The 16,066-nt window shown below is 63.3% G+C and carries 17 protein-coding genes; 1 reads left to right on the forward strand and 16 read right to left on the reverse strand.

What is annotated here, in order from left to right; translation table 11 throughout:
- The 7 genes from EN884_RS04360 to EN884_RS04390 form a co-directional block, all read right to left on the reverse strand.
- Positions 1–711, reverse strand: a 711-nt coding sequence (locus EN884_RS04360) for an SDR family NAD(P)-dependent oxidoreductase (RefSeq protein ID WP_164894922.1), incomplete at its 3' end; no start/stop codon positions are given.
- A gap of 33 nt (positions 712–744) precedes the next feature.
- Positions 745–1,923 carry an alanine--glyoxylate aminotransferase family protein gene (locus EN884_RS04365; RefSeq protein ID WP_063168890.1) on the reverse strand — a complete coding sequence of 393 codons (1,179 nt, stop codon included), beginning with the start codon at positions 1,921–1,923 and terminating at the stop codon, positions 745–747.
- A gap of 25 nt (positions 1,924–1,948) precedes the next feature.
- Complete coding sequence (locus tag EN884_RS04370; RefSeq protein WP_013529871.1) at positions 1,949–2,755, reverse strand: 4-pyridoxolactonase; 807 nt, start codon at positions 2,753–2,755, stop codon at positions 1,949–1,951.
- Between the two features lie 47 nt (positions 2,756–2,802).
- Positions 2,803–3,738, reverse strand: coding sequence for an ABC transporter permease (locus EN884_RS04375; protein WP_024505120.1), 936 nt, complete (start codon positions 3,736–3,738; stop codon positions 2,803–2,805).
- 3 nt (positions 3,739–3,741) lie between these two features.
- Positions 3,742–4,839, reverse strand: coding sequence for an ABC transporter permease (locus EN884_RS04380; protein WP_063168891.1), 1,098 nt, complete (start codon positions 4,837–4,839; stop codon positions 3,742–3,744).
- Positions 4,836–6,404: an ABC transporter ATP-binding protein gene (locus EN884_RS04385; protein WP_063170327.1), complete on the reverse strand. Its 1,569-nt coding sequence runs from the start codon at positions 6,402–6,404 to the stop codon at positions 4,836–4,838. The genes EN884_RS04380 and EN884_RS04385 overlap by 4 nt, the downstream gene beginning before the upstream one ends.
- A 76-nt stretch (positions 6,405–6,480) precedes the next feature.
- A complete protein-coding gene (locus EN884_RS04390) occupies positions 6,481–7,509 on the reverse strand; it encodes a BMP family protein (protein WP_063168892.1) in 1,029 nt (342 codons plus the stop codon).
- 100 nt (positions 7,510–7,609) lie between these two features.
- Between EN884_RS04390 and EN884_RS04395 the strand changes: the two genes are divergently transcribed.
- On the forward strand, positions 7,610–8,035 hold the full coding sequence (locus EN884_RS04395; RefSeq protein WP_063168893.1) for a hypothetical protein: 426 nt from the start codon (positions 7,610–7,612) through the stop codon (positions 8,033–8,035).
- 38 nt (positions 8,036–8,073) lie between these two features.
- Here the strand turns inward: EN884_RS04395 and EN884_RS04400 are convergent, their stop codons facing one another.
- From EN884_RS04400 to EN884_RS04440, 9 genes are all read right to left on the reverse strand, one after another.
- Positions 8,074–9,084: an ABC transporter substrate-binding protein gene (locus EN884_RS04400; protein WP_013529865.1), complete on the reverse strand. Its 1,011-nt coding sequence runs from the start codon at positions 9,082–9,084 to the stop codon at positions 8,074–8,076.
- Between the two features lie 38 nt (positions 9,085–9,122).
- Entirely contained in the window at positions 9,123–9,938 is an 816-nt protein-coding gene (locus EN884_RS04405) for an ABC transporter permease (protein WP_013529864.1), read from the reverse strand.
- Entirely contained in the window at positions 9,935–10,765 is an 831-nt protein-coding gene (locus tag EN884_RS04410; RefSeq protein ID WP_013529863.1) for an ABC transporter ATP-binding protein, read from the reverse strand. Before EN884_RS04410 ends, EN884_RS04405 begins: the two co-directional genes overlap by 4 nt.
- A 130-nt stretch (positions 10,766–10,895) precedes the next feature.
- Entirely contained in the window at positions 10,896–11,825 is a 930-nt protein-coding gene (fhmpcd1, locus tag EN884_RS04415) for a 5-formyl-3-hydroxy-2-methylpyridine 4-carboxylate 5-dehydrogenase (RefSeq protein WP_024505124.1), read from the reverse strand.
- Positions 11,825–12,445: a glutathione S-transferase family protein gene (locus EN884_RS04420; protein ID WP_013529861.1), complete on the reverse strand. Its 621-nt coding sequence runs from the start codon at positions 12,443–12,445 to the stop codon at positions 11,825–11,827. The genes fhmpcd1 and EN884_RS04420 overlap by 1 nt, the downstream gene beginning before the upstream one ends.
- Before the next feature lie 26 nt (positions 12,446–12,471).
- Positions 12,472–12,882, reverse strand: a complete 411-nt coding sequence (locus EN884_RS04425) for a RidA family protein (protein ID WP_013529860.1) — start codon at positions 12,880–12,882, stop codon at positions 12,472–12,474.
- Positions 12,883–12,888: 6 nt separating this feature from the next.
- Positions 12,889–14,046, reverse strand: coding sequence for a hypothetical protein (locus EN884_RS04430; RefSeq protein ID WP_013529859.1), 1,158 nt, complete (start codon positions 14,044–14,046; stop codon positions 12,889–12,891).
- Between the two features lie 55 nt (positions 14,047–14,101).
- Positions 14,102–15,253 carry a cupin domain-containing protein gene (locus EN884_RS04435; protein WP_024505127.1) on the reverse strand — a complete coding sequence of 384 codons (1,152 nt, stop codon included), beginning with the start codon at positions 15,251–15,253 and terminating at the stop codon, positions 14,102–14,104.
- Between the two features lie 290 nt (positions 15,254–15,543).
- Positions 15,544–16,066: GMC oxidoreductase (locus tag EN884_RS04440; RefSeq protein WP_245491897.1), on the reverse strand; the 523-nt coding region annotated here is incomplete at its 5' end.

Here is a 16,066-nt window from a genome sequence, read left to right on the forward strand (position 1 = left end):
CTGGCCGGTGATCCAGCGCGCATCGTCGGAGGCCAGGAACGAGACCACATCGGCGATATGTTCCGGCTGCCCCTTGCCTTTCATCGCCTGAAGCATCTCGACGAAGCCGAACGCCTCATTGTGCGGGCTCGCCTTGACGCCGTCGCTCTCGACCAGGCCGGGCGTCACCGCATTGGCGGTGATGTTGTATTTGCCGAGTTCGGTGGCGAGCGCCCTGGTGAAGCCTATGACGCCACCCTTGGCTGCGACATAGGCCGCCATGTTCGGCGTGCCGGCAAAGAAGGTGTTGGATGCGATGCTGATCACCCGCCCAGCTTTGCCTGCCGCACGCATCTGGTCCGTGCCGGCGCGGCTGACGATGAAGGTGCCTGTCAAATTGACGTCGATGATCTTGCGCCAATGGTCGAGATCGACATCGTCCCAGGCGACGAACGGCACGATGCTGGCATTGTTGACCAGGATGTCGATGCCCCCGGTCAGGGTCTGGATTTCGGCGAAGAGTGCCTTGACGGAGGCCGGATCGGAAATGTCGGCGGCAATCGCCCTCGCCCTTCCGCCTATTGCCGCGGCCGCCGCCTTGGCGCCTTTGGCATTGATGTCGCTGACGATGACGATTGCCCCGTCGGCGGCGAGCCGCGCGGCGATCGCCTTGCCGATACCCTGCGCAGCGCCCGTAACCAGGGCCGTCTTCCCCGCAAGCCGTTCAGTCATGAAAATGCTCCCTCAATCCGTGGTGATATCTGTTCAGGCGTCGGCGTCGATCACGGCCAGCGCCGCGTCGATACCCCTGCCGATCGCCAGTTTCTGGCCGGCCGCGTTCATGGCGCCGCCAAGTGCCGTCAGCGCCGCGATCGCATAGATCGGCTGGGCGGTCGGACCCATATGGCCGATGCGCGTCAGCTTGCCCAAGGTCTCGCCGCGGCCAGACGAAAACACCACCCCGTAACGGGCGCGGGCAGCCTGGCGAAGCGCCTTCTCGTCGACACCTTCGGGCGTGCGGACAGCGGTCGTGGTCGGCGACGCGATGCTGTCGCTGGCCGCCCAGATCGACAGGCCCATCGCAGCAATGCCCGCGCGCATGGCCTTGGCGGTGAGCGCGTGGCGCGCCCATACCGCCTCCGGCCCCTCATTGAGATAGAGGTCGAGCGCGACATCGAGCCCGTTGATCTCCGAGACCGACGGCGTGAACGGAAACGGCTTATCCCGCGACCACGCATGCTCCCAATCGACGATGCTCAGCATCGACGCGCGGGGGGCTGCCTCGTTGCTCTTCATCTTGGCCCAGGCCCGCTCGCTGACGCCCATCATCGTCAGGCCGGGAGGCGCGCCCAGGCATTTGTTCGGGCCGGTGACATAGATATCGGCCTTGCAGTCCTCCGGGTGCGTCTGCATGCCGCCAAAGGACGAGACGGCGTCGACGATGAGATAGCCGCCATGCGCTGAGACCAGCGCGCCGATGGCGTCGATCGGATTGATGGTGCCGGACGGCGTGTCGTGGTGGCAGACGGAAACGACGGTGATCTCCGGGTGCGCCTTCAGCATTGCCTCGACCGCCTGCGGATCTATCGCCTCGTTGTAGGGCACCTCGATCTCGAGCAGATGTGGCGAATAGCGCTTCGCCCAATAGCCGAACCCCTTGCCGTAAACGCCGGAGGCAAGGTTGAGCACGACATCGTCCGGCGTGATCAGCGAGGCCGCGGCGGCCTCCAGGCCAAGCACCGGCTCGCCATGCAGGATGACCGGCTTGTTCGACAGCCGCATCGCCTTTTGCGCCTTGTCGACCACACCCTCATAGAAAAGCTGGAACGCCGGGTCGTAGTCGTAGAGCACCGTGCGGCCGAGACCGCGCAGCACTTCGGCATAGGCGTTCACCGGTCCCGCGGTCAGGGTGATGACCGGATCGGCGTGTTCGAGATAGCGCATCGTCTTGTCTCCGGATTGGCGGCGGTCAGCCGTAGAATTGCGTGCCGGTCTTGTAGGTCTTGAAGTTGTCCATGTCGTGCGAGTACATCAGCTCGGCGCCATGGTCTTCGGCGAGTTTCTTCACCTTGCGCATCGAATTGACGCCCGCCACCGGATCGATGTGGAAGGCCGCCTGGCACAGCGTCTCGAGGCTCTTCTGCGTATAGGCCGCATCGATCGTGAACATGATCGGCTTGCGCTTGGGGAACTCGACCAGCAGGCTGTAATGGCCGATCGAATGGCCGGGCGTCGAGATCAGCCGGACGCCCCTGGCAAGCTCGACGTCGCCATCAATGCCTTCAAAGGTCGAATTCGCCCGTGTCGTTCCCGCAAGCAATTGCCCGGTCGCGCCACGCGCTTCGGCAGCCTCCGCCGAAAAACTCAGATCGGAATAGCCGAGATGCTCGAAAGGTTCGGGATTGCAGGCCTGCGGCACCTCGGTCCGGTGGCAGATCTTCTTGGCGTGCGGAAAATACTTGTTGCCGCCGCAATGATCGAAGTGGAAATGCGAATTGACGACGACGTCGATGTCCTTCGGTTCGAGGCCGAGCAGCGCCAGGGCGCCTGGGATGGTCTGGTGCTTTTCCTGGATCGGCTTTTCGAACGGCAGCACCTTCATCACGTGATCGTAGTCGTAGCCGGTGTCGATGAGGAACCGGCCCTCGGCATGTTCGATCAGGATCGAATAGACCGGGAAGCGCACTTCGCCGCCAGGGCCGCGGTTCCAGAACACATGATATCCGTCGAGAACGAGCGAGCCGCCGTCGAGCAGGTAGACCTTGGTATCCGACATTCTTGCCTCCTTTATTGGCGCGGGTCCCGTCCGCGCATGAATTGTCCTCAGCGCGCGCCGCGCTCATATGGAATGCCGAGCGCCGCCGGCAGGCTGGCGCGCCGGCCGAACAGCACCAGCATGATCATCACCGCCAGGAACGGCAGCATCTGGATGATGTCGGTCGGTATGTTGATGCCGGCCACTTGCATGGCCGTCGTCAGCGACAGGCAGACACCGAACAGCAACGCGCCGAACAGCACCCAGATCGGGCGACCGCGCGCCAGCATGGCCAGCACGATGCCGAGAAAGCCCGCGCCATTGGTGATGAACGGAATGAACAGGCCGGCCCCGACATTGGCGAGATACGCGCCCCCGAGCCCGGCCAGCGCTCCGGTCGTCAGCACGGCGATGGTGCGGGTCCGCACGACATCGATGCCGGCGACATCGAGCGCGGCCGGCTTGTCGCCTGCCGCCTGCAAATTGAGGCCCAACTGCGTGCGCCGGTAGATGTAGCCCATGCCGAAAACCAGCGCGACCGCCAGATAGACGATCAGATGATGCTTGAAGAATGCAGGCCCGATGACCGGAAGGTCCGAAAGCAGCGGAATGACAGTCGCATCCGCCGCCGGCAGGCGCGGATAGCTGCGCGAGAACTGGAAATGGTGGAGCAGCGCCGTCAGGCCTTCCAGCCCCAAGGTCAGCGCGATGCCGATGACGATCTGGTTGAGCCCGATGCGCACGCAAAGCAGCGCCATGACAAGCGCCACCGCAGCACCCCCGGCGGCGCCGGTGAGAAAGCCCAGCCACAGCGACCCGGAATAGAAAGCGCCGACAAAGCCGAGATAGGCGCCGGCCAGCATCATGCCTTCGATGCCGATATTGAGCACGCCAGCCTTCTCGGAGATCTGCTCGCCGAGCCCGGCAAGCAGCAGCGGGATCGCTGCGGTGACGGCGCCGAACAGCAGCGCGCTGAGAAAGACCTCGCTGAAGAGCCCGGTCATGCCCTAGGCCCTCCGCGACTGGTTGTATCGGTGATCGAAATATTCGGCGAGCGCGAGCACGATCAGCACGATGGAAACCAGCACCAGCGTGAAATGATTGGGCACGCCGAGCCGGCGCGCCGCGCTCTCGCCGCCGATCGAAAGCACCGAAAGCAGGAACACGAAGCCGATGGCCGCAAAGCCGTTCATACGGGCGAGAAACACGGCGGGTATCACGGCAAGCCCGTAGGCGGGATTCCAGTCGGCGCGGACATTGCCCTGGACGCCGATGATGTCGACGGCGCCGGCAAGCCCGGCCAGCCCGGCCGAAATGGCGAAGACGGCGACGGTCAGGCCGGGAACGCCGAGCCCCGAGTGAACCGCCGCTCGTGGATTGGCGCCGACGATCCTCAGCTTCAGCCCGAACGCCGTGCGCGTCATCACCAGATGCACGATGATGATCGCCGCCAGCCCAAGCAGCAGGCCACTGGTGATGGTCGTTTCGAACAGGCGCGGCAGCCGGTCCTCCACCGGCAGCGTGCGCGTCTGCGGCACGGTCGTGCTTGGGTCGCGAAACGCCAGCTTGACCAGCACATTGGCGAGCGAGGTGCCGAGGAACGTCATCATCAGGGTGGTGATGATCTCGTTGACGCCCTGATAGGCACGCAGCAGCGCCGGCACCAGCGACCAGATCATCGCCACCACCATGGCGATGAGGAACGAGCAGACCAGCGCCAGCCAGGCTGGCATGATCTGCACGAACACGGGAGCGCTGGCAGCCGCCGTCACCGCGCCAAGCAGGAACTGGCCGTCGCCGCCCAGATTCCACATGCCGGCGCGAAAGGCGACGATCAGGCCGGCGGCGAGAAACAGCAGCGGCGCCATGCGCGTCAGTGTCTGCTGGATGCCGAGCGGCGAGAACAGTCCCTTCTCCAGCACGAAGCCATAATAGGCCAGCGGGTCGACGCCGACGGCAAGCAGGATACAGCCGGCTATGACCAGCGCGATAAGGATCGGGCCGAGCGTCATCAGCAGCCGATGCAGGATGTCGCGGCGCGTCGCTGCCCCGCTCGTGGCATCGAGTGCGGTGGCGCTGACCGTGGGTGCGGTGTCGATGCTCATGCGGCAAGTCCGATCATCAGGCGACCGACCTTTGTGCGGGCGTCGTCTACGTTCTCGACGGTGCCGACCAAAGCGCCGTCGGCGATGACGGCGATGCGGTCGCACATACCAAGCAATTCCTCGAGGTCGGTGGAGATCAGCAGCACGGCAAGGCCACGCGCCGCCGTATCGCGAATGCGCTGGCGCGACGCCAATGTGTTGGTGAGATCGAGCCCATAGGTCGGCTTGTTGAAGATCACCACCTTGGCGCCTTCAGCCAGTTCCCTTGCCAGAAGCACCTTCTGGATGTTGCCGCCGGACAGCCGCGCGACGGGCGTCTTCAGGCTCGGCGTGCGCACGTCGTATTCGCGCACGAGCTGCGCGGCGCGCTTGTCGATCTCCGCGCGCTGCTCGACGCCGTTGCGCCAGAACGGGGCCGCGCCGACCTGCTTGAGGAAGAAATTGATCGAGACCGGGAAGGTGCCGACAGTGCCCTCGCCCAGTCGGTCGTCGGTCAGGTAGCGAAGGCCGCGCCGGCGGCGCTCGCCGACGCTCAGCGTCTCGATGGCGGCGCCGTCCAGCCGCACCGAGCCGCTTGTGGCTGTACGCTGGCCGGCCAGCGCTTCCGCCAGCTGCTTCTGGCCGTTGCCGTCGATGCCGGCTATGCCGAGGATCTCGCCCGGGCGGATGTCGAAGGAGATCGACGACAGGCCCGGCGCATTGTCCGTCGCCGCTACCGCCAGGTCCGTCACCTGAAGCAGCGGGGCAGCGCCGGCGCGGGCAGTGCGGACAGGACGCTCGACGGCTTCCGGGTCATCCTTCTGCTTGCCGAACATCAATTCCACGATCTCCGAGACGATCTCCTGTTCGCCCAGCGTGCGAAACCGCTCGGGTGGAATCTCGCCGACCTTGCGGCCAAGCTTCAGCACCGAGATGCGGTCGCCGAAGGCAGCCGCCTCCTTGAGCTTGTGGGTGATGAAGACGATCGCAAGGCCCTGCTCGACAAGGCGGCGCATCAGCGCGCCCAGTTCGTCGATACCTTTCGGCGTCAGCATGGAGGTGGACTCGTCAAGGATGAGCAGCCGGCTGTTGCGCAGCATCGCGCGCAGGATCTCGACCTGCTGCTGCTCGCCGAGCGACAACTCCGATACCTTGGCTTGAAGCTTGACGGTGATGCCGAGCGTGCCGGTGATCTCGGCGACGCGCGCCGCCAGTTCCTCGGTCCTGGGGCGCTGCCACCACGGCCCGCCAAGCAGGAGGTTCTCCGCCACCGTCAGCGTCGGCACCAGCATCATGTGCTGGAATACGGTGCCTATGCCGAGTGCCAGCGCATGGCGTGGCGAGGTGATCGGCGTCGGTTTGCCGTCGACCAGTATGCGTCCTTCGTCAGGCTGCTGCAGGCCGGACAACATGCCGATCAATGTCGATTTTCCAGCGCCGTTCTCGCCCAGCAGCACATGCACTTCGCCCGGGCGGATCGACAGGTCGACGCTGTCATTGGCAACGATGCCGGGGAACCGTTTGGTCACGCCTTCAAGCGCGACGATGTCGCGCCCGGCAACGGACGATGAAGAAAAACCGCTCATGAAGCCCAGCACCAAAAAACAGGAATCGTCCGGAGGGGTGAACGGATCACCCCTCCGGCAGCCGACCATGATCGCCTTACTGGGCGACGCTGGTCATCAGTGCCCTTACGGCGGCCGCGTCATAGACCGGCTCGACCTTGATCTTGCCGGAAATGACGTCCTCGCGCAGCGCCTGGATTTCCGTCCAGACATTGTCCGGGATCGCAGCGGTCTTCAGCAACTTGACCGAGTCGTCCTTGAGGCCGATCGTATAGTGTTTGGTGCCGAACGTGTCCGCCTTCAGGTCGGCAATCATCGCCGCATAGACCGGCTCGATATTCCACACCACCGACGACAGCAGGAAGCCCTTGTCGATCGGTGACTTGTCGCCGATGACGTCGATGAAATAGACCTTGCCGCCATCGGCTGCCTTGGTCGTCTCGACCGCCTGCAGCATGCCGAAGCTCGAACCGTTGCCTTGGCCGAAGATGATGTCGGCGCCCGATGCGATCACGCTTTCGGTGACGCGCTTGCCGCCGGCCGCATCGCTGTAGGCGGCCGGGCCGATCACCGCGTAGGTGATCTTGACGTCCGGGTTCTCCGCCTTCACGCCTTGCGCGAACGCCGCCGACTGCGAATTCCACGATGGCGGTTCGCCCGACACCACGATGCCGACCGACTTGGAACGCGACACCTTGGCGGCGAGACGGCCGGCGAGATAGGCGCCCTCGTGGCCGCTCAGCGTATAGTCGGCGACAAGGCCCTTCTCCAGGCCGGCTGGCGTGTCGACGATTGCCACCGGAACTTTCAATTCCTTGGCGATTTCAGGCGCCGAGGTGTTGTAGCCGCTGGCATGCGCGATCAGCAGGCTGGCGCCGTCGGAGGCAAGTTCCCGCAAGGTCGGGCGAACATCGCCATAGCCGAGGCCCTGGGCCACGACCACTTCGACGCCGGCGGCCTTGCCAGCCGCCTTGGCGGCATCGATGCCTTGCTGGTTCCAGCCGTAGTCCGTGCCTTCTTCGGGCGTCAGGATGGCGATCGACTTGACCTCGCCGGCAAGCGCGCCGCTAATCAAGACACCGACTAATATAACTGCACTTACACTGCTCTTAAGAAGCTTTAACATGTTACCCTCTCTGTTGTTTCACCAATCAATATTCTTATTGTTATTGCGCGAAAGCGAGATAGACTGCCTAGGAAAAATTACATTGTGGAGCTCAGGCAAAGTGAAGATCCGTTATGCCCTTCCGGTGATGCTGGCGTTATCGTCCTTCGCCAACGCGGTTGAGTTGCACCATGTCGTCGTCCGCACCGGCACTGACGGGCTCGACATGGTTCCGTTGACGATTTCGAATGCGGGCAGCGAAGGCCTCTCCTGCAACGCCGACTTCGCCCACTGGTATTCGGCCGGGATCGCAACGATCGAGCCGGGCAAGAAGACCCGCGTCGAGCTCTGGTTCGATGCGAAGACCGGCACGTTCACGATCCTCAACGACAAGCGCGAGAACCTGCCCGTCGAGCGGCTGTGGTGCGGTCTGGCGAGCCGAGCATATGCCACCCGCGTGCAGATCACGCTCGACCGCACCGATGCGGCGAAAGGCGAGCGCGATGTGTCCTGCGCCATGGCGCAGGACAGCCTGGCCTGCCGGTAGGCGCTCATTCCCGCGTCCGTTCGAACATCGCGAGCCTCTTATTCCTTTGCCAGGAACGCGTCGGTGAAGACGTCGTCCGCCGACAGAGCCGCCTTGAGCACGCCCTGGTCCGTCAGCGTCTTTAGGGTCTCCTCCCACTGCGTCTTCGTCATCCAGCCGAGACCGTGTTCCTTGGTGTCCGGGCTGGTGAACGTCGAGGCGATGTCGGCATTGATCTGCGCCAGCAGTACGTCCTTCTTGTCCGCATAGCCGGGCGCTGCCTTGGCGGTGATCTCGGCGGCCTCTTCCGGATGAGCCACGACATAGTCGAAGGCCTCCCTATATGCCTTGACGAAGCGGCGCACGACGTCCGGCTTGTCCTTGATCATCGCCTGCGAGGTGAACAGGCCGGAGCCATAGGCTTTCCACCCATAGTCCGCCCCCATCATGATGCTGAGCGAGCCCGGGCCCCCGGCCTTCGCTTCCAGTTCGGGAACCTCCGCATCGATATAGCCGACGACCGTCTGAACCCGGCCAAGCAGCAAATAGCTTTCATAGGGAGGCGAGACGCTGTTCAGCGTCATGTCCTTTTCGGTCAGGCCATTGGCGGCCAGGAAGCCTTTGAAGAAGATGTAGGTGGAACCGGCCGGATGAATGCCGATGGTCAGTCCCTTGAGGTCGGACGGCTTGGTGAGCTTCAGCGTCTTGGCCAGCGAAATGATCCCCAGCGGCGAGTGCTGATTGACGGCTGCCAGCGCCACGACCGGGACATTCTGCGACCGTGCGACGGCAAGCGTGGGAAGATCGCCGAACCCGAAATCCGCGTTCTCATTGCCCACCAGCCGCATCGCGTCCGGCGAGCCGGATCCCTTGCGGATCTCGGCCACATCGATGTCGTTCTTGGCGAAGAAGCCCTTTTCCTTGCCGACGAAGAACATGGCGTGATTGCCGCGCACGACCCAGTCGAGCTGGACGTTGACCTTGTCCGCCGCCAGAGCCGCGCTGGAGAAGCCGAGTGCCGTGACAAACGCCGCGAAGGTAGCGGCCTTGATAAGTGAGCGTCTCAGCATTTTTGTTCCCTTTTATGAATTTGGTTGATCGAGCGGGCCTAGGATTGGCTGAATTTCGGCGCCCACGGCACCACGATGCGTTCTAGGATTTCGGCGGCGTAGTAGAAGGCGATGCCAAGCACGGAAACGAGCAGCAGCGCTGCGAAGACCAGCGCCGTGTCGAGCTGGGTCGACGCGAACTGGATGACGTAGCCGAGACCGTCCGACGCCCCGGCGAACTCACCGACGATGGCGCCGATCACGCTCAACGTGGCGGCGATCTTGGTTCCGGCCATCAGGTTCGGCAGCGAGTGCGGAACGCGGATCCTGAACAGGATCTGCGTCGGGCTGGCCCCGACGGAATTCATCAGCGACAGCAGCGAGCGGTCGACCGATTGCATGCCCGCCAGCATGGAGAGCGTCACCGGAAAGAAGGCGATGACCAGGATCAGGCCGATCTTGGGCGCCAGCCCATAGCCGAACCAGAGGATGAAGATCGGCGCGAGGGCGACTTTCGGCACGTTCTGGAACAGCACCACCAGTGGATACAGCGCGCGTCCCAACCAATCGAAGCGCACGATGACCAGCGCAATGGCAATGCCGACCACGACCGAGACCAGGAAGCCGAACAGGATCTCGCCCGCCGTCACCAGCGTCGCCTGCATCAGCGTGCCCCATTGCGCCACCAGCGACTTCGCGATTTCGGACGGGGCGGGAATGATGAAGGCGGATATGGCAAAGATCCGCACCGCGGCTTCCCACAGCACGATCGTCACCAGCAGGAGGATGACAGCCGGCAGCCAGCTGCCGGTCGCCGCACTCCAGCTGGAGGCGAGGCGCGGCTCGGAAAGGTCGATTATGGGTTGGTCGCTCAAGACGCGCCTCCCGGTTGATGGCTGGAGCGCAGCATCGTTCGCAACTGGACCACCAGCCTGACGAACTCCGGATCTTCGGTGACCGACAGGTCGCGCGGGTAAGGCAGCGCAATGTCGAGGCTCTCGGTGATCCGTCCCGGCTTGATCCCCAGCACATGAACATGGCGCGACAGATGGATGGCCTCGTCGATGGAATGGGTGACGAGCACGATCGTCTTGCCGGTCCGCTGCCAGATCTCCAGCAGCGACTGGCCCATCGAATCGCGGGTGATGGCATCGAGCGCGCCGAACGGTTCGTCCATCAGCAGGACCGCCGGATCGAGCGCCAGGGCCCGTGCAATGGCGACCCGCTGCCGCATGCCGCCCGACAGCTCGTTTGGCCGCTTGTGGGCGCTGTCGCCCAGCCCCACCAGTTCCAGCATCTCCTGCCCGCGCGCCCGCAGATCCGAGCGCGAGAGCGACTTGTCGGCGATGCCGAGCAGCATCGAGGCATTGTCGACGGCGTTTTTCCAGGGGAGCAGGTTGGCGTCCTGGAAGACGAGGCCGATCATCCGCTTGCGCGCCGCCTCGACCGGCGCGAGCCCGGCGATCGAAACGCTGCCCTGGGTAGGCTGCACCAGCCCGGCCAGCACCTTGAGCAAGGTGCTCTTGCCACATCCGGAAGGACCGATAAGGGAAACGAATGATCCCTTTGGCACCGAAAGATCGATGTTCCTGAGGATCAGCTGACGGGCCATGACCACCGAAACGCCCTTGGCGGAGATTAGATCGTCATGGCGGATATGGGCCGGCCTGTCGCCGGCGGCTCGGATGGTTTCAATGCGCATGGCTTGTCGCCCCGCGCGCTGTTTTCTGCCGCACCCGCACCATCTTGATGGCGAAGGCGCCCTTCACACAAACAGCCGACCGGTGGAACTCCTCAAACCGGCTGGCCCTGTGCGCACCATGTGACATTGGCTACTCCCGGCCTTCCAGGATGCGCCGCACCGCGACGAGCTTGCGCGCCCGTTCACCTTGCAGCGCCTTTGTCTGCTCGGGCGTGTAGGCAAACATGCCCTCGCCCGACTTGATGCCGAATTTCGACGCAGCCGTCTTCTCCAGAACCATCGGCGCCACATCGTCGCGGTTGGAGAGATCGGCATTCAGGAAGGACGAGACGGATTTGTAGATATCCAGCCCCGCCATATCGAGCAGCGCCATCGGGCCGATGACGGCGATCTTGTAGCCGATGCCCCACGACACGCAGGTGTCCAGGTCTTCCGGCTCGATGACGCCGCGCTCGACAAGATCGACCGCCTCGCGCAGCAGCGCATAGAGCACGCGGTTCTCGACGAAGCCTGGAACGTCCTTCTTCACCACCACCGGCAGCAGGCCGATCGAGCGGATGAGATCGCGGATAACAGCCACGGTTTCAGGCGCGGTCTTCTCGCCGCCGATCACCTCGATCATCGGGATGATGTGCGGCGGGTTCGACCAGTGCATGCCGACCATCCGCTCGGGATGCGAGATATGCGCCTGCAGCTTGGTGATCGGAATGCCCGACGTGTCGGACGCGACGATGACGGACGGGCCGATCAGCGGATCGATGTCACGATAGGTCTGCGCCTTGATGTCGATATTCTCGGGCACGTTCTCGATCACCAGTTCGGCGCCATCGACGGCCTCGGCGATCGTCTCGACGAAACGCACTTTGCCGGCACCAGTCCCGGGCGCCTCGATGTCGAGACGGTCGAGCACGCCGCCGGCAAGATCGAGCATGCCGCGGGCGCGCTCGATTGCCCCTGGCGAAACGTCATACGCCGTCACATCGAGCCCGCCGCGCGAAAGCCGCGCGGCGATGCCTGGACCCATCGTTCCCAGTCCGATGAGAGCGGCGCGCTTGATCATCATGCGGCCTTTGCGGGAGCAGCAGTGGTTGCCGCCTTGAAGGCCGGCCGAGCGGCGATCGCGGCCACCCAGCGCTCCAGATTGGGCATTGACGGCCGGTCGATCTTGAAGTCGACGCAGCGCTTCAGGATCGGCGCGCAGGCAATGTCGGCAAGGGTCAGCTTGCCGAGCGCCAGGAAGTCCTTGCCGGCCAGGTGGCCGTCGACGATCTTGAGCTGCGCGACAAGGTCCTTCACTTGTTCCTTGTATTCGGCGGTCTGTTCCTCGGGCGTGAGCTTGGCGCCCTTGAAGGCCGCCAGGTAGCCCGGATTGACTGCCGCCAGCAGGAAGTCCATCCAGCGCTCGACCTCGGTCTTTTCCGCCGGCGTGGCGCCATTCAACTGTTCGCCGCCGAATGCCGCGAGATAGCGCAGGATGGTGTTGGACTCCCAGATCACGGTGTCGCCGTCGACCAGCGTCGGCACCTTGGAGGTCGGGTTGAGCGCCTTGTATTCCGCCGTCTGCGTGTTCTCGAACTGGCGGCCATAATCCTCGCGCTTGTAGGACGCTCCCAACTCTTCGAGCATGAAGAGCACCTTCTGGACGTTGCCTGATGTCTGGCGGCCTAACAGCTTGTACATGTCTTCTCCTCGCTAGTGTCCAGGGCCTACTTGCTCGCCGGCAGCGGCTTGTAGACGATGGCGTCCATTTCGATCTTGGTGTTGATGACCGCTTTTGCCTCGACGGTCGTGCGCGCCAGAACGGCGTCGCCGATCCCTTCGAGGAACGCCTTGTTGTAGCGGCCGAAATCGCGCGTATCCTCGAGATAGGTGGTGATCCGCACGACATCCGACAGCGTCGCGCCTTCATGCGCGATGACGCGCGCGATGGTCTTCAGCGTCGCCAGCGTCTCTTCTTCGATCGTGCCGCTGATCATGTTGTTATTCTCGTCTTTCGGCACCTGGCCCGAGACGAAGATGAAATCGCCGGCACGCACCGCCGGATGAAACGGCAGGTTCGGGTTCTTGTTGCCGATGGCGTAGTGGCTGGCGGATTTTCGCGTGCTGTCGCTCAACATATCCCCCTAGAGAACGCTGGTTTCGATGATGTCGACGCCGCGGATGCGATCGATCAGGTAGACGATGCCGCGGTCGTCGATGGTCACGTCGTTGGACGAGGAACGCTCCGCGCCCTCCGGCGCGTCGGGCATGAAATGACCGACTTCCTTTGGCGCGAACGGATCGGCGATGTCGACGAGGCGCAGCCCCTGCGCGAACCACGCAAACGGAATGACGGTTCCATTGAACCGCTCGGAAGGCTGATGGCAGCCGGTCATCTGAGGCTGCGGTGAACCGTCCGTGTCGAGGCCTGGCACCTGGAAGGTCGAGATCGGCAACGGGTTGGTCTCATCAGTGATGTCGTAAATCCAGGTGAAGGCCGGCGGCGATGGCCGAAGCTTGGCGACATCCTCGTCCGCCACCACCATGATGTTGCGGCCTTTGAGCGGCTGTGGAATCGGCAGGCAGGTGTGCGTGGGATGCGGAAAGCTCGGGCTCGAATTGACGTGCGAGACCAGCTTCGGCTTGGTGATGTCCGAAATGTCGAGGATGAACAAGCCATGATGCCAGTAGCTGACATAGAGCCTGTCGCCCATTCGCAGCGGATGGTGACAGCGCGGCGTGACATAGTCGTGCCAAGGATACTCTTCGCCGCCCCCGGTCCACTGGCCCGGTATCCACCAGCGTCCGACCTCGACCGGCTTCGCGGGATCGATCAGGTCGAGGATCATCACGATGTTGCCGACATAACCGTCGGCGGTCGGCGATATGTAGGCGTAACGGCCGTCGAAGTCGTAGCGGTGGACGCCCTTGCCGCCGGTTATCCATTTCGAGATGAGCTTCGGCTGTGCCGGCTTGGTGGTGTCGTAGAGCGCCAGTCCGCCGCCGAAATCAGCCGGGCCGGCGTCGCCAAAGCGCTCGTGGTTGATGATCATCAGTCCGTCCTTGGCGCGCACCTTGTGCGAGTGCCAACCGGGCGGGACATCGATCGTCGTAATTTTGCGCGGATTGCGCGGGTCGGAAATGTCGACCAGCGTCGTGCCGCTCGGCGGCCGCATGTGGCCGATATAAAGGATGTTGCCGTCGACCCAGACCTGACCGCCGCCTGGGCAGTCGACATGGCCGATCTGCTTTGTGTTGAACGCCGAAACCAAATGCATACGCCCTTGCTGCTGAAATTCCATTTCGATGTCCACGCCGCCAATGGCGGCGTGGACATTGCCTGCCGGAGGACCGGAACTAGACGAGACGGAGCAGATCGCCGGCCTGGTTGCGGCCCCAGCGCTTGTAGAGGAGCAGCGCCTTCTGCGTCGGCGCATCGGTGGCGCCGAAGAAGATCACCGGCTCGCTCGACGAGCCGTTGACATGCTCGACCCAGGAACCGCCGGGTATGGCGATGGTGTCGAACTGGTTCCAGTCATAGCGTTTGCCGTCGATGATCGAATGGCCGTTGCCGCGGAACGGCGCCAAGAGCAGGCTGGCGGTCTCGCGCTGCGGCAAGGTCTTCTCGCCGGGGCGCAGCATCTGCACGTAGAAATTGATGGTGTGGAAGACGGGTCCGCCGGTCGTCGGATCGACATAGTCGATGACGATGCCTTCATGGGGGTCGCCATCCCAATCCTTGTGGGCGTCGAGAACCGCTTCCATCTTCTCCCAGCGATAGACATACATCGGCGACGACAGGCCGCCGCCGCGCTTGTGGTCGACGAAACGCGGCATCAGGCCGCCTTCGCCATAGATGCGCTGTGAGTAGTCGCTGGGGTAGCGGGCGGTCTGCACCTTCTTCTCGACTTCCTTGCCGTCGACCATCTCCGTGTATTTGTGATCGAAATGGACGGCATGCAGCGTTTCGACCAGCGGCAGGTCGAGCACCGACAGGTTGACCGCCTGCTCGCCGCCAACGGTGCCATGATTGTGCCAGGCGTCGTTGGGCGTCAGCACCATGTCGCCCGGGCCGAAGACCACGTCTTCGCCCTCGACGCCGGTGAAATTGCCCTTGCCCGTCAGGCCGAAGCGGATGGCGCTCGGCGAGTGCTTGTGCGGCGGCATGATCTCGTCGGGATCGTTCAAGCGGTAGGCGGTGTACATGGTGCTGACCGATGCACGCTTGGGTGCAAGACCGGGATTGACGAGGATCAGCGAACGGCGCTCGCTGTCGTCCATGGTCACCAGTTCGGCGGCGCGCTGGAGCAGGGGCTCGATGTCCGAATAGGACCACACGAAGGGAACGGCTTTCGACGTCGCCATCAACTGCTTGATCTCGTCATGGTCGACGCCTTCCGACGTCGCCCAGAACGGAAACATGTTCTTTGCGTAGAGGGCGTCGTAGAGGCCCTTGAGTGCCGCCTTCTTGTTGGTGAGCACATCGTTAGCTGGTTGCGCCAGGGACATATCGGACACCTCTCGTCACGAAGAAAATACTTCTAACCAACTCAACCGTATTCGCATTGGTTTTGCTCGACAATACCCAAATTGCGAATCTTATAAGTTTTTGGTTGAGGTGCATTTTTGAGTGGCAAATGCCCAGAAATAGGCAGAAACAGCCTAGAAATGCACGGAATTCAGCTCACAATCAGGGCGTGAAACCGCTTCGTCACGGCCATGCTGGCGCGCATGACAGTCCAACCAACGCAGTTTTTCAGTCTCAACCAAAAGACTTTGGTTGTATTCCGGCCGCCTTATCAGGCAGCCACGCTCTGTTGAGCGCGGCTGCGGATCAGATCCGCGGCCTTTTCGGCGATCATGATGACCGCCGCATTGATGTTGCCGCAAACGAGGTCGGGCATGACCGAGGCGTCCACGACACGAAGCCCGGCAATGCCGCGCACCCGCAATTCCGGATCGACCACCGATGCCGCATCGACGCCCATGCGGCACGTGCCGGCCGGATGATGCACGGTGATCGAGGTCTTGCGGATGTGCTCGTCGATCTCTTCGTCGCTCTCGCATTTCGGGCCGGGGAAGAACTCCGCGCCGACGAACGGAGCCATGGACGGCTGGCTGGCAAGGTTGCGTGCAACACGAAAGCCGGCGCGAAGCGACTGCCAGTCGCGCTGCGAGGACAGGAAATTCTGATGGATCAGGGGCGCGGCAACCGGATCGCTCGACGCCAGCTTGACGCTGCCGCGGCTCTCCGGCTGCACCGCAACGATACGGGTCGCAAAGCCGTCGGCGAACGGCGCCTTGAACGGCGACATGTAAGGC

It is taken from the genome of Mesorhizobium sp. M7A.F.Ca.AU.001.01.1.1 (assembly GCF_004022735.1).
GTDB lineage: Bacteria > Pseudomonadota > Alphaproteobacteria > Rhizobiales > Rhizobiaceae > Mesorhizobium > Mesorhizobium ciceri.